Genomic DNA, 20,997 nt, shown 5'->3' on the forward strand with positions numbered 1-20,997 from the left:
TGTTAGTGGGCGACTGCTGCAGCGCCGTGTTCGTCGATCAACGCACCGTTGTGGAAACGGTCGATGGAGAAAGGTGCGGCCAATGGGTGCATCTCACCCTTGGCCAGGCTTGCGGCAAACACGTTGCCCGAGCCAGGTGTTGCCTTGAAACCACCGGTGCCCCAACCGCAGTTGAAGAACATGTTCGGGACCGGGGTTTTCGAAATGATCGGGCATGCATCCGGCGTGGTGTCGACGATGCCGCCCCACTGACGGTTCATGCGAACGCGCGACAGCACCGGGAACATCTCGACGATGGCCTGAATGGTGTGCTCGATCACCGGGTACGAACCACGCTGGCCGTAGCCGTTGTAGCCGTCGATACCGGCGCCGATCACCAGGTCGCCCTTGTCGGACTGGCTGATGTAACCGTGTACGGCGTTGGACATGATCACGCTGTCGATAATCGGCTTGATCGGCTCGGACACCAGGGCTTGCAGCGGGTGCGATTCGATCGGCAGACGGAAACCGGCGAGTTTGGCCATGTGCCCGGAGTTACCGGCGGTGACCACACCGACGCGCTTGGCGCCGATGAAACCCTTGTTGGTTTCAACACCGATGCACACACCGTTTTCCTTGCGGAAGCCGATCACTTCGGTCTGTTGAATCAGGTCCACGCCCAATGCGTCGGCGGCACGGGCAAAGCCCCACGCCACGGCATCGTGACGGGCCACGCCGCCGCGACGCTGGACGGTTGCGCCCATCACCGGGTAGCGAGTGTTCTTGGAGCAGTCGAGGTACGGAATCTCGTCTGCTACCTGTTTGGCATCGAGCAGCTCACCGTCCACGCCGTTGAGGCGGTTGGCGCTGACCCGACGCTCGGAATCACGAATGTCCTGCAGGGTGTGGCACAGGTTGTAAACGCCACGCTGGGAGAACATCACGTTGTAGTTCAGGTCCTGGGACAGGCCTTCCCACAATTTCATCGCGTGTTCGTACAGGTGCGCCGACTCGTCCCACAGGTAGTTGGAGCGAACGATGGTGGTGTTGCGCGCGGTGTTACCGCCGCCCAGCCAGCCTTTCTCGACCACGGCCACGTTGGTGATGCCGTGTTCCTTGGCCAGGTAGTAAGCGGTCGCCAGACCATGCCCGCCACCGCCGACGATGACCACGTCATAGACCTTTTTAGGGGTCGGCGTGCGCCACATCTTCTGCCAGTTTTCGTGATGGCTGAGGGAGTGTTTGAAGAGGCCGAAGCCCGAATAGCGTTGCATAGTCATTTACTCCAAAACCGCGCTCAGCGATAAACCGGGAAGTCCGCGCACAGGGCTGCCACTTGCTGCGCGACATTGGCCTCGACATCGGCGTCGCCGAGGTTGTCGAGAATGTCGCAGATCCAGCCGGCCAGCGTGACGCACTGGGTGACCTTGAAGCCGCGAGTGGTCACCGCCGGGGTGCCGATGCGCAGGCCGGAGGTCACGAACGGCGACTGTGGATCGTTCGGGACAGCGTTCTTGTTCACGGTGATGTGGGCGCGACCGAGTGCTGCATCCGCCTCTTTACCGGTGAGGCCCTGACGGATCAGGCTGACCAGGAACAGGTGGTTATCGGTACCGCCGGACACTACATCGTAGCCGCGTTTGATAAATACGCCGGCCATCGCCTGAGCGTTATCGATCACTTGCTGCTGGTAAGCCTTGAAGCCAGGCTCCAACGCTTCCTTGAAGCACACCGCCTTACCGGCGATCACGTGCATCAGCGGGCCGCCCTGGGCACCCGGAAAAACCGCGGCGTTGAGCTTTTTCTCGATTTCTTCGTTGGCCTTGCACAGGATCAGGCCGCCACGTGGACCGCGCAGGGTCTTGTGGGTGGTGGTGGTGACCACGTCGGCGTAAGGCAGCGGGTTCGGGTACAGGCCAGCAGCGACCAGACCGGCAACGTGGGCCATGTCGACGAACAGCAGCGCACCGACCTTATCGGCGATCTGGCGGAAGCGTGGGAAATCCAGAGTCTTGGAGTAAGCCGAGAAGCCGGCAACGATCATTTTTGGCTTGCATTCGACGGCCAGGCGCTCGACTTCGTCGTAATCGATCAGCCCGGTCTTGGTGTCGATGCCATACTGCACGGCGTTGTACAGCTTGCCCGAGGACGACACTTTGGCGCCGTGGGTCAAGTGGCCGCCATGGGCCAGGCTCATGCCGAGGATGGTGTCGCCGGCTTGCAGCAGGGCCAGGTACACGGCGCCGTTAGCCGAGGAACCGGAGTGCGGCTGAACGTTGGCGTAATCGGCGCCGAACAATTGCTTGGCGCGTTCGATGGCCAGGGCTTCAACCTTGTCGACGTGCTCGCAGCCACCGTAGTAGCGCTTGCCCGGATAACCTTCGGCGTATTTGTTGGTCAGGCCGCTGCCTTGCGCTTCCATCACGCGCTTGCTGGTGTAGTTCTCCGACGCGATCAGCTCGATGTGATCTTCCTGACGTTGCTCCTCGGCATTCATCGCCGCCAGCAGTGCATCGTCGTAACCCTGGATCTGGTCTTGCTTGCTGAACATCGCGTCTCTCCCAGCGGCATCTATGCGCCATTCGTCTCGGTAAGGCACTGGCGTTACGGCAGTGCCCTTTGAATGCGATGGTATGACCGGCGCAGACAGGTCAAATGCCTATGGACGCCACGCAAAGGTGCGTTTACGACATGGACCGAAAAGGCTGCGCGTAACCCCTGTGGGAGCGGGCTTGCTCGCGAATGCGGTTTGTCATCCAACACTGATGTTGACTGACCTGACGCATTCGCGAGCAAGCCCGCTCCCACAGGGTTATGCGAGAGCTTCGCGCAGGGCAAGTAATACAAGGAAGTGCGCAGGGTAGAGGGCATATGCCCAGCGCCGCATAGGCGGTGGTTTTACGCCACGGGCGTGTCGCAACAAGACCAGCCCCAGCCATGGCGCAATCAGACAAGTGGCAATAGCCGCCATCGCCACGTGATTACCCAATCGAACGGCGTAATACAGCACCTGCCATTGATTAGCTGCCAGACAGACCAGCCCCGGCAGAAGGCTGAAATACCAGGGTCGGTGGATGACCAGCAATATCGCCAGCGGCAACAGCACGCCGAAGAAACCAAACATCAGTCGTTCCGGGAACAAAGCCGCCAGCAACAAGGCACCGGCCGCCAATAGTCGCGACTCAAGCATCCCGTGCTGCCAGCCACGGACCACCAACAGACCCAAGACCAACGTGGGCAGCACGTTTAAGGTGTCGTGATCAGGAATGTACAGCCGATAAGGAATTTCGCTCAGGGCGCTAAAAAGCAACAACCAACCGAGGTAACGCCACTGGCCATCGGTCGTTGCTGCACGGGCTCGCGACAGGTTCGCCGCCATCGCCAAACAGAACCACGGGAATGCCAATCTACCCGGCACATACAGAAAATCGATGGAATAACCGACATATCGCAGGTGATCGATCACCATGCTCAGCAGCGCCAGCCACTTGAGCAGATCCAGTGCACCATCCCGTTGAGTCATGTGCATAATTGCCCGTCAACCGTGTATTTTTCTGACAGCAACATCCCGTGTGCTCCCCGGACGATCTTCGGTAAAGTGCGCACCATCATTGACCAACGAAGCGCCACAAGCGCCTCGATCACGGAAGCAGGCCATGACCGACAAGAGCCAACAATTCGCCAGCGACAACTATTCCGGTATCTGCCCTGAAGCCTGGGCGGCCATGGAACAGGCCAACCACGGCCACCAGCGCGCTTACGGCGACGATGAGTGGACCGCACGCGCCGCGGATCAATTCCGCAAACTGTTCGAAACCGACTGCGAGGTGTTCTTCGCCTTCAACGGCACCGCGGCCAACTCGCTGGCCCTGTCGTCGCTGTGCCAGAGTTACCACAGCGTGATCTGCTCGGAAACCGCCCACGTCGAAACCGACGAATGCGGCGCACCGGAATTCTTCTCCAACGGTTCCAAGCTGCTCATCGCCCGCACCGAAAACGGCAAGCTGACCCCGGAATCGATCCGCGAAATTGCCCTCAAGCGCCAGGATATCCATTACCCCAAACCCCGCGTCGTGACCCTGACCCAGGCCACCGAAGTCGGCAGCGTGTATACACCGGATGAAATCCGCGCCATCAGCGTCACCTGTAAAGAACTGGGCCTGAACCTGCACATGGACGGCGCACGTTTCTCCAATGCTTGCGCGTACCTGGGTTGCTCACCAGCGGACCTGACCTGGAAGGCCGGCGTCGACGTGTTGTGCTTCGGCGGCACGAAAAACGGCATGGCGGTGGGCGAAGCGATTCTGTTCTTCAATCACACACTGGCCGAAGACTTCGATTACCGCTGCAAGCAGGCCGGTCAACTGGCGTCGAAGATGCGCTTCCTCTCGGCGCCGTGGGTCGGGATTCTGGAAAACGACGCCTGGCTCAAATACGCCCGCCACGCCAACCACTGTGCGCAGTTGCTGGCCGAACTGGTGAGTGACATTCCGGGCGTTGAACTGATGTTCCCGGTACAGGCCAACGGCGTGTTCCTGCAACTGTCGGAACCGGCCATCGCCGCACTGACCGCCAAGGGCTGGCGCTTCTACACCTTCATCGGCAACGGCGGCGCGCGGTTCATGTGCTCGTGGGACACCGAAGAAGAACGCGTACAGGAATTGGCGGCGGATATTCGGGAAGTAATGGCGGCCTGACACCCACCAGGCTGATCGTTCCCACGCTCTGCGTGGGAATGCCTCTCGGGACGCTCCGCGTTCCCGCCTCACCGCTGACGCAATGCCGAGCACCGTTGTGACGTAGAGCGTCACGGGCTGCATTCCCACGCGGAGCGTGGGAATGATCAAACTGGCCGCGCTGACCGCCAAGGGTTGGCGAGTCATGACAGCGAGCCCCCCCACCGAGCTGATCGTTCCCACGCTCTGCGTGGGAATGCCTCTCGGGACGCTCCGCGTTCCTGCCTCACCGCTGACGCAATGCCGAGCACCGTTGTGACGCAGAGCGTCACGGGCTGCATTCCCACGCGGAGCGTGGGAATGATCAAACTGGCCGCGCTGACCGCCAAGGGTTGGCGAGTCATGACAGCGAGCCCCCCCACCGAGCTGATCGTTCCCACGCTCTGCGTGGGAATGCCTCTCGGGACGCTCCGCGTTCCTGCCTCACCGCTGACGCAATGCCGAGCACCGTTGTGACGCAGAGCGTCACGGGCTGCATTCCCACGCGGAGCGTGGGAACGATCATTGGAGGCGCATCGCAATTTCCCACTCTCTCTGCGGCACTGTCCTCTAGCGCCATCACATAACCCCGCTCACCCTAGGCATTCCCTCGCAAAGGAATGCATCCATGGGCCGAAGCCGCTACACCATTACCGAACCCGACAAACCCCATTTCCTGACCTGCACCCTCATGGAATGGCTTCCGCTGTTTATTCGCCCCTACATTGTCGATCACCTGCTCAATTGCTGGCGCTATCAACAAATCCACCAAGATCTAAAGCTGTATGGTTACGTCGTCCTGGAAAATCATCTGCATTTCGTTGCCGAGGCTCCAGACCTGAGCAAATGCCTCCGCCAGTTCAAATCCTTCACCGCACGTCAAATCATCGACGATCTGCAAAACAAAGGCGCAGAACGCGCGTTGCAACGACTGCGCTTCAGCAAACGAGCACATAAGCAGGATCGGGTTTATCAGCTGTGGCAGGAAGGTTCGCATGCGGAAATGGTGTACAGCGAAACGGTGATGCGCCAGAAGCTGGATTACATCCATTACAACCCGGTGAAGCGTGGGTACGTGGATTTACCTGAGCACTGGCGCTATTCCAGTGCGAGGAATTATGCAGGGATGGAGGGGCTGATCGAAGTTCAGCGCTGGTACTGAGGGGTCACCCACCTGATCGTTCCCACGCTCTGCGTGGGAATGCAGCCCGTGACGCTCTGCGTCATTACGGTGCTGGCCGTTGCGTCAGCGGTGAGGCAGGAACGCGGAGCGTCCCGAGAGGCATTCCCACGCGGAGCGTGGGAACGATCAGTGGCGGCTGGAGAGTTGGTCTACATTGACTGGCGAGCCCTTTCGATCCGCTCGGATCACACCCCTCAGGAGCGTACGCATGTCACTACAAGGCAAAACCCTGTTCATCACCGGCGCCAGCCGTGGCATCGGGCGTGAGATTGCGCTGCGGGCAGCAAAGGATGGGGCCAACATTGTGATTGCTGCCAAAAGCGCCGCGCCCCACCCCAAACTGCCCGGCACTATCTTCAGCGTGGCGGCGGAAGTCGAAGCCGCCGGCGGCAAGGCGCTGGCCTTGCAGGTGGATGTGCGGGATGAAATCGTCGTGCAGCAGGCCATGGCCGATGCCTGCGAGCATTTCGGCGGCATCGATGCGCTGATCAACAATGCAGGGGCGATCAAGCTGACCGGCGTGCAACACATCGAACTCAAGCGCTTTGACCTGATGCATCAAATCAACACCCGCGCCGTGCTGCTGTGCAGCCAGGCGGCCCTGCCCTATCTGAAGAAGTCCGGCGGACACATCCTCAACCTGTCCCCGCCGCTGAACCTGGCCACCAAGTGGTTCGCCCAGTACAGCCCTTACACAGTGACCAAGTACGGGATGAGCATGCTCACCCTGGGCATGAGCGAGGAATTCGCCTCCTACGGCATCAGCGTCAATTCCCTGTGGCCGCAGACCATGATCGCCACTGCCGCCATCGAGTTTCAGCTGGGGTCACGCGAGTCGTTCAAGCATGCGCGTTCGCCGGCGATTATGGCGGATGCGGCTTACGCGATTCTGAGCAGCAGCGGTCGCAGCATGACCGGTCGGCTGCTGATTGATGAAGAGGTACTGAAAGAACACGGGGTAACGGAATTTGAGCACTATCGGTTCGCGCCTGACTCAACCGAGACGCTGATGCCGGATCTGTTTATTGACTGACACTGTCCCCGCGAAGACGTCGATCCTGTCCTACAGGCGGGATCGGCGCAGACGCTCTCAAATTGTTTCAATCGCCGTTTTTCAGAAACGGACTACTCCAGGGACTACATAACCCGGGAAGCCCTCGTCCTAGACTGCCGAATCCTATTTCAAGCAAGGAATGGCAGCGATGGCGAATCCCGGCTACATGACGATCACCGGCAAGATTCAAGGCCTGATTTCAGCGGGCTGCTCGACCCCGGAGTCGGTTGGCAACAGGTATCAGGCGGCGCACACCGATGAAATCATGGTGCTAGCTTACAGCCACTACCTGACCAACGAGGGCAACCTCGGCAAGCCCACCCATTTTCCGGTTATCGTCACCAAAAATCTCGACAAATCCTCGCCGCTGCTGACCCAGGCTCTGGCAAACAGAGAAGAGCTCGATTGCACGATCAGTTTCTATCGCACATCCGCCATGGGGCTGCAGGAAAAGTACTTCACCGTCTCCCTCGACGGGGCCGTTGTCGCCAACCTGACGCAGGATGTACCCCATGCGATTCTGCAAAACGACGCCGAGCCTCAAGAGTTGCTGGCGTTGCGATACCGTGACGTCAGCTGGGTTCACCACGCGGCCGGCACCACCGGGTACGCCTCATGGGGCGAAGAGGGGTGACGCTCGAGCGACATGACCTCTGGGATGTCCAAAGCGCGGCCGCCAAGCTGATCGTGCATGCCCACTCGATCAGCGCCCGCCACCTGGCGTTCGGCACGGCCCGTGTGCGTTTCAACCAGCAGGCCGCCAATTACGCCAAGCGCATCGCCGATGAAGTCGCCTCAGGCCGCAAGACTTCGGAACAAGGGATACGGGCGCTAGTTCAGGAACAGCACAACCTCTTGAACCAGTCACGACTCTTGATGTTGAAGAAGCACGGCGCGATCCCCGAATCGGTCAAACGGACGCCGCTGTCGATGCTCAGGCAAGTGGCGCCACAACCCGACCCGGAGCGCCTGTTGCGGGCCGTGCATGCGCAGAATCTCAAAGCCCCGAACACGAGTATCAAAAATACCAATCACGCCCCTCGTCCAGCGTCCCGCGCTCCCGGTTTTTTCCCTCAGGAACGCTGGCCGGTGGAGGTTCCAGCATCAGAGGAGCCGGGGTTTTACATCGTACCCGAAAGCATTTCATCCGAGAAACTTGAGGCCCAACTGTTCCCGTCTCCCAACCCGAGCGTCCTCACCAAATTCAGAACTTTGAATCCGAATCTGGATCTGGTGAAAGCCGGATCGATGATTGTCCTGAGTGACCCGAACAATCAGCAATGTACTTATGAAGAATCGCTGCTGATGCAAACCGCTCAAATCGTCAGCACTGCGCTGGAGCCGTTGACGGTGGAGGAAGCGGATTTTATGGCGCTGCACTATGAGGTCATCAAGAAAACACTTGAACGTGGCTCTAAAGTGATTGGTGTCAGCACCGCCATGGCATCCAATCATCTGGACGGCGTTAAATCCATTCTGCGTGACATAGAGGCCCTGCACACCCGCACTTTCAATGGGGGACTGAGCACGCAATCATTCCTCAGTGAACGTAAAAAGTTGCTGGCCGATCTTGATGTGCAACTCAATGTACTGACGAAGAAGACCATCGGTTTCCCCGATCACCCAAACCTGAAAACGGCGCTGGGCATCGATATGCGTCATCTGGTGCACCGCTGGAGAAAAGCCGGGGTGATTGGCCAGATTCCCGGCTATGCCACCCACTTCAAAGGCATCACCAAAGCATCGCAATACGTCAAATATGGAGGCTGGATCGGCACTGCTGTGGGAGGTGGCGCATCTGCCATGAAGGTTCAGGATGTTTGCAGGAATGGAAGTTCCGAGGCATGTGAAAAGGTGAAGTACACCGAAACCGGAAGCTTCTTCGGTGGGGTTGCCGGCGGAGCATTTGCTGGCTCTGCCTTGGGTGCAGGCACTGCCACCACAATTTGCGTAGCAATTGGTGTATCGACCGCTGGAATCGGTACTTTGCTATGCGGTGCCCTTGTTGCGGGAGCAGGGTCTTTCGCGGGTGGATATATTGGTGAAAAAAGTGGCGAGCACGCCGCAGAGTGGATCTACGAGAGAATCAAATGAGCCTTAGCATTGCAAAAGATATATTGATGATTACTGTCACCATTAGCTTCGCGGGACTCATAATAGTTAATGCAGTTTCGCTATACATCGCAAAAACAAAAATAGAAATTATATTAAACAGTCTTCAAAACAGCTCCATCGCCTCATCCCTGCTAATGCTATGGCACGGAGGTTTTTGGGGGCGAATATATATGATGGGAGAAGTTTTCGGCATTCTCAAAAGTCCCGCAATCTACATTTATCAAGGAAAGTTAAGTGCAAAAGATATCAAGAATTTCCCTCCCAACCTAAAACGCACACTACTTACACTGCATAAATATCAGAAGATTTTCGGCTTTATATTCATGGGCTTTGGCTTACTCGTCACATTTGAACTAATTTAAAAAGCAACTATTAACCCCCATTCGATCTCCCCTGTGGGGAGATCGGCCCATGCCCGCAAACTGTACTCAGAATTCGATCCGCACATCCCCCTTCGGCACGCTGCAGCACGACAGGATGTAACCCTCGGCTTCGTCTTCTTCTGTGATCCCGCCGTTGTGGTCCATCTCGACCTCACCGCCCAGCTTCATCACCTTGCACGTTCCGCAGATCCCCATCCCGCAGGCTTTCGGAATCAGCAGGCCAAGCTTGGCCGCCGCCGCATGCACAGTCTCGCCCGGCGCCACGCGAATGCTCTTGCCGGATGCGGTGAATTCCACCTGATGCAGATCCGCCGCGTCGACTTCCGGAGCCTCCGCCGCTTGTTCGGCTTGCTCCACCGCATCGGCACGGGCTTCCGCTGGTGTCGCACCGAAGGATTCTTCGTGATAACGCGTCATGTCGAAGCCAGCCGCCTCGAGCATGCGCTTGACCGCATTCATGTACGGTGTCGGGCCGCAGCAGAAGACTTCACGCTCAAGGAAGTCCGGCGCCATCAGCTCGAGCATCTTGTGATTCAGGTAACCGCGATAACCGGCCCAAGGCTCGCCCAGACCGTGCTTCTCACAGATCAGGTGCAAGCTGAAGTTGTCGATCCGCGACGCCATGTGTTCCAGCTCGCGGTGATAAATGATGTCTTTGGGCGAACGAGCACTGTGGATAAACGTCATGTCGACGTTGCCGTTGGTGTCGTAGAACCAGCGCGCCATGGACATGCACGGCGTGATGCCGACGCCGCCGCTGAGGTAGAGCACTTTCGGCGCCGGGAAGTCCATGGCGTTGAACAGCCCGACGGGCCCGTGTACCGCCAATTCCTGGCCTTCATGTAAAGTGTCGTGAAGCCAGTTGGACACCTTGCCACCCGGCACGCGCTTGATGGTCACCGAAAAGCTGTATGGCACCGACGGTGAGCTGGAAATGGTGTAGGAGCGCATGATCGGCACGCCGTCGATTTCCAGCTCCAGGGTGACGAATTGCCCGGGCTTGAAAAAGAACAGAATCGGCTGGTCGGCCATGAAGCAGAAGGTACGCACATCCCAGGTTTCCTGGATGACTTTGACGCAACGGACAATGTGTCGACCATTGGCCCAGGTCTGGGTGGTTACCGGGTTCAGGAAGCTGTTGGACATGCTGATCTCCACGGCCGACTGTCGGCCTTCATGTTGGCGATTCTGCGTATAGCGCGAACCTTCCATTTACCTATCTGCGACATTCACATACTTATCGCGACCAGCCCCCAATTACCGGGGGTTGCGCGTCGGGAACAGATTGGGCCATGTCGCCCATGGATAAGGTTCCGGGCAGCGCCGGCCCCACACTCGCCTCAACAGATAACTGCTGTTTTTTGTCTTGCGTCGCACAACCGTAGCCACTATTCGCCGGCCACACAGAATGGCCTTGAGGATTAAATGATGGACGTCACCACTACCCTGAGCCTGGGCGATCCGCTGGAACCCGCACGCAAGGCCACCGCCCAGATGCTGCAAGAGCGCGAGCGCACGTTCTCGCTGCCGCAACCGTTTTACTCTGACGAGCGGCTGTTTGATATCGACATGCAGGAAATCTTCCAGAAAGAGTGGTTGATCGCCGGGATGACTTGCGAAATCCCGACCAAGGGCAATTACCTGACCCTGCAAGTCGGCAAGAACCCGATCATCGTGATTCGCGGCGCCGACGGCGTGGTCCATGCGTTCCACAACGTCTGCCGTCACCGTGGTTCGCGGCTGTGCACCAGTGAAAAAGGCAAAGTCGCCAAACTGGTCTGCCACTACCACCAGTGGACGTATGAGCTGGACGGTCGCCTGCTGTTCGCCGGCACAGAAATGGGTGCCGACTTCGACATGAAGCAGTACGGCCTCAAGCCGGTGAACGTGAAAACCGCTGGCGGTTACATCTTCATCAGTCTGTCGGAGAACCCGCCGGCCATCGATGACTTCCTGTCGACACTGAACCATTACATGGAACCGTACGACATGGAGAACACCAAGGTGGCAATTACCACCACCTTGATGGAGAAAGCCAACTGGAAACTGGTGCTGGAAAACAACCGCGAGTGCTACCACTGCAACGCGTCGCACCCGGAACTGCTGAAAACCCTGCTGGAATGGGACGACGTCACCGACCCGCGCGCCGACCAGGCGTTCAAGGACCACGTCGCTGATTCGGCCGCTGCCTGGGAAGCCGAGAAGATCCCTTACGCCCACGCCAGTTTCGGCTTGCGTAACCGCATCGTGCGCATGCCGCTGCTCAAGGGCACCGTATCGATGACCCTGGACGGCAAACAGGGCTGCGCCAAACTCATGGGCCGCATCAAGAACCCGGACCTGGGTTCGATGCGCATCCTGCACCTGCCGCACTCGTGGAACCACTGCATGGGCGACCACATCATCGTGTTCACCGTGTGGCCGATCAGCGCTCAGGAAACCATGGTCACCACCAAGTGGATCGTCCACAAGGACGCGGTCGAAGGCGTGGACTACGACGTGGAGCGCATGCGCCAGGTCTGGGATGCGACCAACGACCAGGACCGTCGCCTGGCCGAAGAAAACCAGCGCGGGATCAACTCCACCGCGTACCAGCCAGGGCCTTACTCCAAGACCTATGAGTTTGGCGTGGTGAACTTCGTGGATTGGTACAGCGAGCGGTTGCTGAACAACCTGGGGGCCGAGCCTGCGCCGTACCTCAAAGGTGTGCCGGTACAAGGCTAAAAGAATCGCGAACAGGCTTTGATAGATCGTTCCCACGCGCAGCAAAGGAATGCCTCAACGGACGCTCTGCGTTCGGCTCTTGGGACGCAGAGCGTCCCGGGCTGCATTCCCACGCAGAGCGTGGGAACGATCATTGGGCTGAAGACCACCGCATCGATCCATCCTCCGCAATAAACTCCTCGACGATGTTCTCCCCCACCAGCCGCACTTTCACATAACCGTTCAACACCCGATCCGGGTACGCCGCATCCCGTGCATTTTGGGTTTCCGACCACAGCACCCGCGCATGCCCGTTCAACTCGCTGGCATTGCCATAGGGAATCGCCCCGTGCCCGGCGCAACGCGCGTGCAACCCGCCTTGAGCGGCGTAGCAGATGCCGTTGTGCAAATGCCCCCAATACCAGTAATCCGGCTCGCGGCCCAAGGCATCACAGACGGGTTGATACAGCGCGGTCTTGTTGTGCCCGGAAATGTCGAAGCCCTGGTGATGACTGAGCACCATGATCTTCTTGCGTTGGGGCAGGCTTTTCATCCAGTCGATCTGCGGTTGGTTCAGGGTGCCATCCATGTACAGGTTCATGGCGTCCGAGGCATACGCCGTGTCGAGGCCGATCACCAGCCAATCGTCGTTGTACAGCGCGAAGTAACTGGTGCCCTGCTGCGCCGGAAAACGCTTGGCCAGTTCCTTGAAATAGCCATGAGCGCCGCTGTACATCTCGTGGTTGGAATTGAGCGTGAAGGAGCCCTGCGTGCCCATCGGCCAACCGGCCATGTCCACGTCTTCCTGGGAATGGGTGCCGGCGTAATACACATCCCCCAGATGAATGGTGAAATTGGCCCGGGCCAGTTGCATCTGATTCGCCACCGCCACCGCCGGGGCATGGCTGTCGAACGGTCCTGTGCCCCAATCGCCGGCGATCGCCAGGGTCACGTCGCGCTCCATTTTCACCAGTGCCGGGTCAGTGGCGAATGGCGCGTGATGCCGCAGGTTTTCGATCCATTTCAGCAGGGCCTCACTCCATAACAGGTCGAGCAGTTCCCATTTGCGGCAACCGAGCAGACTGCCGTCCTTCAGCACTCGGGTTTGTAACTCATCCACCGTTTGCGGCAACGGGCTGGCATTGCCGATGCGCAGGATCGACAAGCCATGGGCCAACTCCCACGGCACGCCCGGCTGATCGTCCGGCAACTCGCCGTGCTTGAGCACGTACTGCGCCTGATCGTGGCCGCGTTTGAGCAGCGCAATGATGGCTTCGAATTCCTGGGGTTCGAGCTCACTGACGAGCTTCATCCAGGCCATTTCCACGCGCGTGAGCAATCCATGCAACCGCACTTTGACCTTGTCGTATTCGTGTTCCCAATGACTGACCAATGACATGTCGCCTTCCTCCATCCGTAGTGGAATCACAGGGTTTTCATGAACTCGATGAGCGCCCGCTTATCGAGTTCCGACAGCTGCGTGCCGTACAGGTGGCCGCCGTTGTGGTTGCCCTCCAGACGGGTGTCGTATTTGAAGTCCGCCGAAGCTTTCATCTGCGCGCCACTGGTGACGAAGCCGACCTTGTCCTGGTCGTACACATCGGAGCCGGTGAAGAACACCAGCGGCCGCTTTTCCGGTGGCTGCAACAAATCCCAAAGAGTCGGTACCGAACCGTTGTGCAAGTACGGAGCACGCAACCAGACGCCGTCGGTGGGCGTGTTGCTGTAGCTCTGGGTCTTGCGATAGGCGCCAAAGTCGAACGGCGATTGCTTGAAGCCATGGAAAGCCGTCACTAAACCGCTGGTGAACGAGTTCAGCCGATGGGGATCGGTGCCCAGCTCATCAATGCTGGTGGTGACCTGACCGGTGTCGGTGCGGCCGAAATCGTGGCAACCGGCGCAGTTGTTTTCCCAGACCGGTTTGCCCCGGGCGACCTTGGCAGGATCCAGCGCGAACGGCCATGCCGGTGCTTTGTGGCCCAGCAACCAGTTGGTCACTCGGTTGAAGCTGGCCGGCAATACCGACTCCGGCGTCGCGCCCACGGCCATGGCGGCCGCGTAGTTGCGCTCATGGATGTCGTTGTTGTTGCCATCCCAGTGCAGGTACAGCGACTCCCGAGGCTTCTGGTTCCAGACTTGCGGCAAGTCGACGGTGCCGATGGTCGAGTCATCTGGGAAACCGAACACCACCATTTTCGTCGGGTTGAAGGTGTCGGTGCGCCCCGGCCCTTGCGGTGCGCGCAGTCGTTGCCAGGCGTAGGCCTGTTTCTGCTTGACCAGTGCGCTGGTGGCCATCGGAATGATCACGTAGCGGTTGTACAAGCGCTCGAAAAAGCCGAGCTGGAACTTGCTGTTGATCGCCGTCATCACCGCGTCAGGGGTGAAGTTCGGGTCGCTGGCGCAATTGTAGGCGAACCACTGGAAGGCCTGCAGTTGCAGGGTATTGGCCGGCGCGGTGGCCACCGGGATGGCGACGTCGCTGGTATTGGCGCGGTAGGAACCGGTGTGACACAGGGCGCAGTTGGGCTCCACGGTCGGGTAGCCGATCTGCCGCTTGGCCATGCCGATCGGCAGGTCCTTGCCGTTCTCGTAGAGGAAACCGAAGACTTCATAGCCGCCGGGTTTGGGCAGTTTATCCGGGCACATTTGCGGCAACACGGCGAACAGGTAATAGGGAATCCGCGCCTCGATGCCTAGGCCGATGGCGCCGTATTTGTAGTGATCCTCATCGGAGGCGTATTGCTCTGCCGGCACCACCCGCAGCATCTGGTACCAGGTTTCGTAGCCGATAAACCCCAGCGCCAGTACCACGACCAGCGTGGCGACCTTGAAGCTGTGCCGCTGCCAGCGTCGCGCCCACGCTGCACGCCACTCAAGCCACCCGTCGCGAAGCAACGCCAAGGGCCGATTGGCCGGTGCGCTGCCCAGGTACAGCAGAATTCCGAGAATCAGGAACATGCCCAGATCGCCCAGCAACATCGGCACGAATACCTGAGCCTGGTTGCTGGTGTTGATCAGATAGATCCAGAACGCCACGGCGACCAATCGCGACAACACGCACAGCCACGAATGCACGACATATTTGGGCGCGTTGAAGCCTGACGGCATGTAGAACAGGCTGATGCCCACCAGCAGCATGCCGGCGTTTTCCAGCCACGGATCGGAGAGCTGCGGCGGCATCCCGAGCATCGAGGTCAGCAATGCCGGCGCGAGCAGCGCCGGGATCGCGAAGACCATGTTCATCACAATGCCTAGCCAGACGAAGCGTTGAAACCAGCGGATGTAATTGTCCATATTTGTTCCCCGGATCGTCCAGATCGTTCCCACGCTCCGCGTGGGAATGCATCCCGTGACGCTCTGCGTCACACAAGCGGACGCAGAGCGTCCATGGCGGCATTCCCACGCGGAGCGTGGGAACGATCACCTAGCCGAGAGCCGTTTTCTCCAGGTGTTGCAGGATGATCGGGTACACATCGAGCACCGCGTTCTTGCCGAACATGCAGTCGATATGCCCGTAACCCGGCACCACATGCCGGCTGTAGCGCTCCGGTCCATGGACTTTGCACACACGCTCATAGGTCTTGAGCGTGCTTTCGGGCAGGTAGCATTGGTTGTCTTCGCCGCTGATGAAGCAGATCGGCATGGTCAGCCGATCGAAGTGCGGCATGTAGACGTCCTGGCCCTTGAAGTCCACCAGATGACCTTTGCGCAGAATCAACGCCAGGTGCTCGAAGGTCTGCATGTTCGACTCGCCGAACAGCTCGTGCAGGTTGTCATGCAGGGTTTCATTGAGGGTGTCGTGGCGGTACAGCGACGCATACATGAAGGTGATGCGATGGCACACCGGATTAGTGCAGTAGCCTTGAGCCTCGATGCGCGCGTAGCCATTGAGGGCCTTGTCGTAGAGTTTGTTGAACCAGCTCTCCTTGTTGTCGGCATACGCGGTGAGGGATTTGATGCCGATGGCGTCAAGCACTCCCGGCAGGTGCAGACCGGCCTTGAGTCCCGTGGCCGTAGCGACCACCGTGTCCGCGGCAATCTGCGAACACACCACCGAACGCACGCCCTGCAACCCGGCCAGCAGCGACATGAAGAAAGTCGTCGCGCCGTAGCAATGCACCACGCATTGCACGTCCGCCGCCTTGGTTGCCTGGCGGATCTGCTCGATGGCAGCCTTGAAGTCGTACTGCGCAATCTGGTCGCCGTTCCATTCCTTCTTGCTCGCGGGCAACAGAATGCTCACACGCAAATCCAGGAGCCAGACGTCGTACTCGTGCTTGCACAGGTACTCCAGCAGGTTGGTCTGGATGGTGTCGGTGGAGAATATATTCGAGCCCACCCCCAAGCCATGCACCAGCATCACCGGTCCTTTGCTGCCACCCTGATAGCGGGTCAGGCGTAGCTGTACGTTGTCTTCGGTCTGGAAGAACTGCACGCTCGGAATCGGCGCATCCAGCGGCCGTTTCTGCCGCGGCGGTGCATCGGGGTTGAAGTAGATGTCGCCGGCGAACACTCCGCCGTAGCTCTCCCACAAGATGCCGGCGAAGAACTTGCCGAACCGCGCCAGCCCATCGATACGCTCGCGCTCGTTGCGCGCGTTGAGCACCTTCATGGTGGTCATTTGCTTGGCAAAATCGGCCGGATGAATGTGCATCACCCCAGAGCCAATCACCTCGCCGGTCTTGTCCGACCCACGATACAGCGTCACATAAAGAGTGCTGGTGTCGTGCCAGACATTAAGCACGCCATTGTCTTCGGGCACGGTCTTGAACGCGCTGAAGTAATAATCGCTGCCGTCCTCGGCGGTCAGTTTCATGTCGTAATTCATGTGCCGCACGCCAACCTGTTCCTGATACTCCTCGAACAGGTTGAACACGCCATTGCTGGCAGTCAGCGGCTCCGGCGACAGGCCCGGCGCATCGAGCGTGCCGACCAGCGTCGCGGCGTGTTGCGGCTCTTTGATCATGCGGTTGAGATCATTAGCGGTGATGGTCAGGGTGAACTCGATCGGCGAGTTATCCGACTCGCCACGTTTAGCCGCCGCCTCATAGAGTTTGAGATCGGTGCCCTGGGGCTGGGTGAAGTCTTTGGAGAAATAGCCCTTCATGGTTTCGGTGAACTGCACCCCGAGGGTCGGCGGCGTCACCTGTTTGCGTGGTGCCGAGGGCAGCGTGTAGTCGATGTGCCAACCGCGATCGGCGGCCAGCAGGCCCATGTTGCGCTCGCTCACGGCGGAGATGGTCAGCAGCGGATTGACCGCCAGGGAGGTCGGAATCACTGCGCCGTCGGTCACGTACAACCCGGCATAGACATGGGTGCCACTGGTGCTGCTGAATACCTGCCCCTTGTGGTTGACCACGCCCTGCTCCGCGTCCTCGCCCATCACGCAGCCGCCCAATGGGTGAACGGACACGATGCTGTGTTTGAGCAGCTCGGTCCAGATCGGGTTCTCGACCCAGATCCCGCCCAAGGCCTTGGTGCTCTGGTGCAGCCGTTCGTTACCGAGTTTGACGTTTTCCTGCTCGCCAACACCCGGCCAGTCGATGCGCAACTGATCCTTGCTGTCGAGCACCATGCGCCCCTTGCCGTCATCGTGGCTCATGATCAGGTAGGTCTGCATGTTGTGCAGGGCGCCGTGATACGGGCCGCGCAGGAAGCTTTCGGTTTCGCGCGCCGCGTACTTGAGCTTGCCGCTGAAACTGTCATCGGTAGGCTTGCCGATCAATCCGGCGAACGCGGCCATGCTCGGCACCATGGGCCGGCCGAGCGCGCCGGGGATCGAGCCCTCTTCGATGACCATGCGGCTGCGCCAGTCGCCTTCGGTGCGCATGTCGATGATCGAGGTGATGCACGGGCCGACCGGTTTCATTTCACTGGCCGGGTGCGCGCCGAAACCGATGCCGTTGATCGGCTGGTCGCAGTTGTGGCCAAAACCGAGGATGTCGCCGTTGCCGCTCATGTTCTCGCCGAGCTGATCGGACGTTGCCAGACCTTTGTCACGAGAACGCAGGAGGATTTCGGTGGAACCCAGGGTCCCCGCCGACACCACGACGACGTCAGCCTTGACGAACAGTGTCGGTGCCGAAAACTTCTCGCGGCCGCTGTCCAGGTATTGAAAATGCACGATCCAGCCGTCGCCGTCGGCGTCGCGCTCCAGATGCCGAACCTCGGCCTGGCAGAAGATCTCCGCGCCGTGGTTCCAGGCATCCGGCAGGTAATTCATCAGCGTGGTGTTCTTGGCCTTGTTGTTACAGCCCGACACGCAGTCGCCGCAGTGGTTGCACGGCAATTGCTCGACGCCGACGTGGTTGAGATTGTTCGGCAGCTTGTCGAAGGTCACGTTGATCGGTGGTTTGTAGAAGTGCATGTCTTGCTTGAGGTAGTCCGCGGACTTTTTGTTGGCGTCCAGTTTCGGCAGGTTGGGTGCGGTGTTCGGGTACGGATTGGGTTTGAGCATCTCCCGAGCCCGGGCGTAACCCTCCTTGAGCAGCGTGTCGCGGTGTTCACGCACCGCCAGTGGCCAGCGCGGATCGTCGAATACGCCGGGTTCCGGCTCCAGCGCGACGTTGGCGTTGATCAGCGAGGTGCCGCCCAGGCCGCAGCCGACCACCACGTTTTGCTGGGCGTTGACGTGCAGGTCGAACAACCCGGTGCGCGAACCGATGTGGCCGTCCGGGTCATGGACTTGCAGCTCTTCAGTGGCCGCCAGCATCGTATTGGGGTATTCGCCGGGCTGGATTTCCCGGCCTCGCTCCAGCAGGCATACGCGCTTGCCGGCCCGGGACAGGCGCGACGCCGCGATCCCGCCACCGTAGCCAGAGCCGATGACGATCACGTCGTAATGTTCCTTGATGTCGCTGATGGGCGTGGCGATCCGTGTCATGGGTCATTTCCTCTCAGGCAGATGGGCAACTCTGTGGTTGCCTGCAATCGATAGATGAGCGAACGCCTGGTCATCGGGCACGGTCGGACCTCGATGGCAGCTGCGTCATGGCATGGGAAAAGGGTTCAGGCGCTATAAGCGAGCGCGCTGATTGGCGGCGCGACGATGAATCCGTTTACGCAGCGAGGTGGCGGGTGTCGGTACACAGGTCACGCAGGGGCTTGGGTGTGAGCGATGTAGCTGGCTATCCATCCGCGTTCTCCCTGAACCAGATGTGGATAAGTGACGGCTGTCCTTTGTGCCTGAGAGTGAAGACAGGTGACAGATCGAAGTCAAGGTAGCGACTTAGATCTGTATGAAATCTGATCTATCGCGTTGTGGCCTATATGGGCCGTGGCTCGCAGGGTTTAGCGAACAAGTTATCCACATCTCCACCCACAGCTACTGGGGACAACTATGGCTGCAAGGCTAATTTTCTTTCGAAAAACCGAAGAAAAACCGTGACTTATCCAAAAGAAGGGTTTCATGCAGGCATTGATTGTTTTTTGATCAAAACTCTACAGAGCACGTTTTATATGGCGTGTAGAGGATGGCAAACACCTTATCCACAGAAGCGCCAACAGACTTTGGGGGCAACTTGGGATAAAACACTCTTCGCTGTGGAAAACCGCTACAAACCTCGAAATATCAGGGCTTCAGCGGTGCTTTTAATATAAAAAGACTTAATTGATCGTTTTATGATCAAATCTCTGAGAGCATCTATTTACGTGGGCTACAGCGGATAGCAAACATCTTATCCACAGAACCGCCAACAGACTTTGGGGGCAAGTATTCACTGGAGGAGGAATTGGGGATTTCCTTATCCACAGAAAAAAGCTCGAAAAAACGAGAGGTTAGGCTGGTTGATTTTCGTACAGATAGCGGAGAGCGTTGATTTGTATGGCGTACAGCGAGGGGCGAACATGTTATCCACAGAAGAGCTAACAGGGATTGTGGGTAACAATCACCGACTGTTCCTCCTGATAGCGTTAGCTGAGCCCGGTTTGGGTACTGAAGAAAGTCCAGAGGGTGCTTCAACCCCTCCGACAGACTCCATTGGAATGCTGACATGAGCGGGAGTCGGAGTTGTCATGATGGGCGCGGGAGGACGATTACCACTCCATATATGCCTGACACCCTCTCGAAAGTATTGCCAAGGCGTAGCGTGTCTCAAGATGTCTTGGGCACCAATAAAGGTTCTTGTTGCGACACCTGCAACCGAAAGGGCAGTCCCGACGTTCGACACAATTGCACCCACCGGATAACCCGCAAGCTGCATACCCGCCCCGGCAATAGAAATAGGCGACCCTACAAGACTGATCCGAGCAGCATGCAGGGCCAATCCAACCGGGCGAGTCTTGACTACGGTGGTAACGGTCGCAGTGATAATTCCAAGATGAAGTGCGATGGTTTCCAAGCGTTGGATCAATAGCGAAATAATCGCAAACTGCCCTGATGGATCTGCAAAGTTGATAGGGTCGCCACCGCAGTATGCATAAGCATTTACCCCGCCCTTACCAAACGGACTCAACCGATCCGGGCTATGAAACTGCATCAGCGCCGGGTTGTAGACCCGATGACCATTGCCCAAGTGATACCAGCCGGAAGGACGCTCTCTAAGCTGCCCGTTGAAACCCAAGTGGGTGCCCGCCGTACGCTGGCTGCTTTGCGAACCATAGGCGGTATAAGCGAGACGATTCGGGCCGCTGCGGTCCAGTTCGGCGAGGACGCTTTGCTGCAGATCGGTAGCCAGCAACAGAGTTCGCGAGAACGCGATATCCGCAACTGGAGGGTGGGCAGAATCTTGAGGTTGGCGGGAAGCAGGCATCAGTAGCGTCCTTGCACAGACTTGATTGACCCTACTCACGACAAGCGGGCATCAGCTGTTCAGTACCCTAACAAACACCTGCGAGAACCGACACTAGCAGTTCTGCTAGGTCGCC

General features: G+C 58.8%; 15 protein-coding genes. 7 read left to right on the forward strand and 8 right to left on the reverse strand.

Features of this window, described 5'->3' with window-relative positions; translation table 11 throughout:
* Window positions 1-2: 2 nt before the first annotated feature.
* The 3 genes from MEB48_RS13420 to MEB48_RS13435 all read right to left on the reverse strand — a co-directional run bounded on the left by MEB48_RS13420 (window position 3) and on the right by MEB48_RS13435 (window position 3,508).
* Window positions 3-1,253: a sarcosine oxidase subunit beta gene (locus tag MEB48_RS13420; protein WP_007947735.1), complete on the reverse strand. Its 1,251-nt coding sequence runs from the start codon at window positions 1,251-1,253 to the stop codon at window positions 3-5.
* A gap of 23 nt (window positions 1,254-1,276) precedes the next feature.
* Window positions 1,277-2,530 (reverse strand): serine hydroxymethyltransferase, encoded by a 1,254-nt coding sequence (gene glyA, locus MEB48_RS13425; protein WP_237884693.1) that lies wholly within the window; start codon window positions 2,528-2,530, stop codon window positions 1,277-1,279.
* Window positions 2,531-2,791: 261 nt separating this feature from the next.
* On the reverse strand, window positions 2,792-3,508 hold the full coding sequence (locus tag MEB48_RS13435) for a TraX family protein (protein WP_237884694.1): 717 nt from the start codon (window positions 3,506-3,508) through the stop codon (window positions 2,792-2,794).
* Window positions 3,509-3,635: 127 nt separating this feature from the next.
* On the opposite strand from MEB48_RS13435, the gene MEB48_RS13440 reads away from it, so the two are divergent.
* The 6 genes from MEB48_RS13440 (at window position 3,636) to MEB48_RS13465 (ending at window position 9,408) form a co-directional block, all read left to right on the forward strand.
* On the forward strand, window positions 3,636-4,676 hold the full coding sequence (locus tag MEB48_RS13440) for a threonine aldolase family protein (protein WP_237884695.1): 1,041 nt from the start codon (window positions 3,636-3,638) through the stop codon (window positions 4,674-4,676).
* Window positions 4,677-5,322: 646 nt separating this feature from the next.
* A complete protein-coding gene (locus MEB48_RS13445; protein ID WP_237884696.1) occupies window positions 5,323-5,856 on the forward strand; it encodes an REP-associated tyrosine transposase in 534 nt (177 codons plus the stop codon).
* Between the two features lie 229 nt (window positions 5,857-6,085).
* A complete protein-coding gene (locus tag MEB48_RS13450) occupies window positions 6,086-6,910 on the forward strand; it encodes an SDR family oxidoreductase (RefSeq protein WP_237884697.1) in 825 nt (274 codons plus the stop codon).
* Window positions 6,911-7,079: 169 nt separating this feature from the next.
* Window positions 7,080-7,565: an Hcp family type VI secretion system effector gene (locus tag MEB48_RS13455; RefSeq protein ID WP_237884698.1), complete on the forward strand. Its 486-nt coding sequence runs from the start codon at window positions 7,080-7,082 to the stop codon at window positions 7,563-7,565.
* Window positions 7,562-9,025: a hypothetical protein gene (locus MEB48_RS13460; protein ID WP_237884699.1), complete on the forward strand. Its 1,464-nt coding sequence runs from the start codon at window positions 7,562-7,564 to the stop codon at window positions 9,023-9,025. Before MEB48_RS13455 ends, MEB48_RS13460 begins: the two co-directional genes overlap by 4 nt.
* Window positions 9,022-9,408, forward strand: a complete 387-nt coding sequence (locus tag MEB48_RS13465) for a hypothetical protein (RefSeq protein WP_095052607.1) — start codon at window positions 9,022-9,024, stop codon at window positions 9,406-9,408. The genes MEB48_RS13460 and MEB48_RS13465 overlap by 4 nt, the downstream gene beginning before the upstream one ends.
* 66 nt (window positions 9,409-9,474) lie before the next feature.
* On the opposite strand, the gene gbcB is transcribed toward MEB48_RS13465, so the two are convergent.
* Window positions 9,475-10,575: a glycine-betaine demethylase subunit GbcB gene (gene gbcB / locus MEB48_RS13470; protein WP_237884700.1), complete on the reverse strand. Its 1,101-nt coding sequence runs from the start codon at window positions 10,573-10,575 to the stop codon at window positions 9,475-9,477.
* Between the two features lie 282 nt (window positions 10,576-10,857).
* Here gbcB and gbcA point away from each other — a divergent pair, with 282 nt between their 5' ends.
* Window positions 10,858-12,153 (forward strand): glycine-betaine demethylase subunit GbcA, encoded by a 1,296-nt coding sequence (gene gbcA / locus MEB48_RS13475; protein WP_237884701.1) that lies wholly within the window; start codon window positions 10,858-10,860, stop codon window positions 12,151-12,153.
* A 130-nt stretch (window positions 12,154-12,283) separates the two neighbouring features.
* Here gbcA and MEB48_RS13480 read toward each other — a convergent pair whose 3' ends face one another.
* From MEB48_RS13480 to MEB48_RS13495, 4 genes are all read right to left on the reverse strand, one after another.
* Window positions 12,284-13,531 (reverse strand): metallophosphoesterase, encoded by a 1,248-nt coding sequence (locus MEB48_RS13480; protein WP_237884702.1) that lies wholly within the window; start codon window positions 13,529-13,531, stop codon window positions 12,284-12,286.
* Between the two features lie 26 nt (window positions 13,532-13,557).
* Window positions 13,558-15,426, reverse strand: a complete 1,869-nt coding sequence (locus MEB48_RS13485) for a hypothetical protein (RefSeq protein WP_237884703.1) — start codon at window positions 15,424-15,426, stop codon at window positions 13,558-13,560.
* 130 nt (window positions 15,427-15,556) lie between these two features.
* Window positions 15,557-19,015, reverse strand: coding sequence for an alpha/beta fold hydrolase (locus MEB48_RS13490; RefSeq protein ID WP_237884704.1), 3,459 nt, complete (start codon window positions 19,013-19,015; stop codon window positions 15,557-15,559).
* 1,003 nt (window positions 19,016-20,018) lie between these two features.
* Window positions 20,019-20,882 carry an RHS repeat-associated core domain-containing protein gene (locus MEB48_RS13495; protein ID WP_237884705.1) on the reverse strand — a complete coding sequence of 288 codons (864 nt, stop codon included), beginning with the start codon at window positions 20,880-20,882 and terminating at the stop codon, window positions 20,019-20,021.
* Window positions 20,883-20,997: the final 115 nt, after the last annotated feature.

The sequence above is a fragment of the Pseudomonas sp. PGPR40 genome, from assembly GCF_022014505.1.
In the GTDB taxonomy this organism is placed as follows: Bacteria; Pseudomonadota; Gammaproteobacteria; order Pseudomonadales; family Pseudomonadaceae; genus Aquipseudomonas.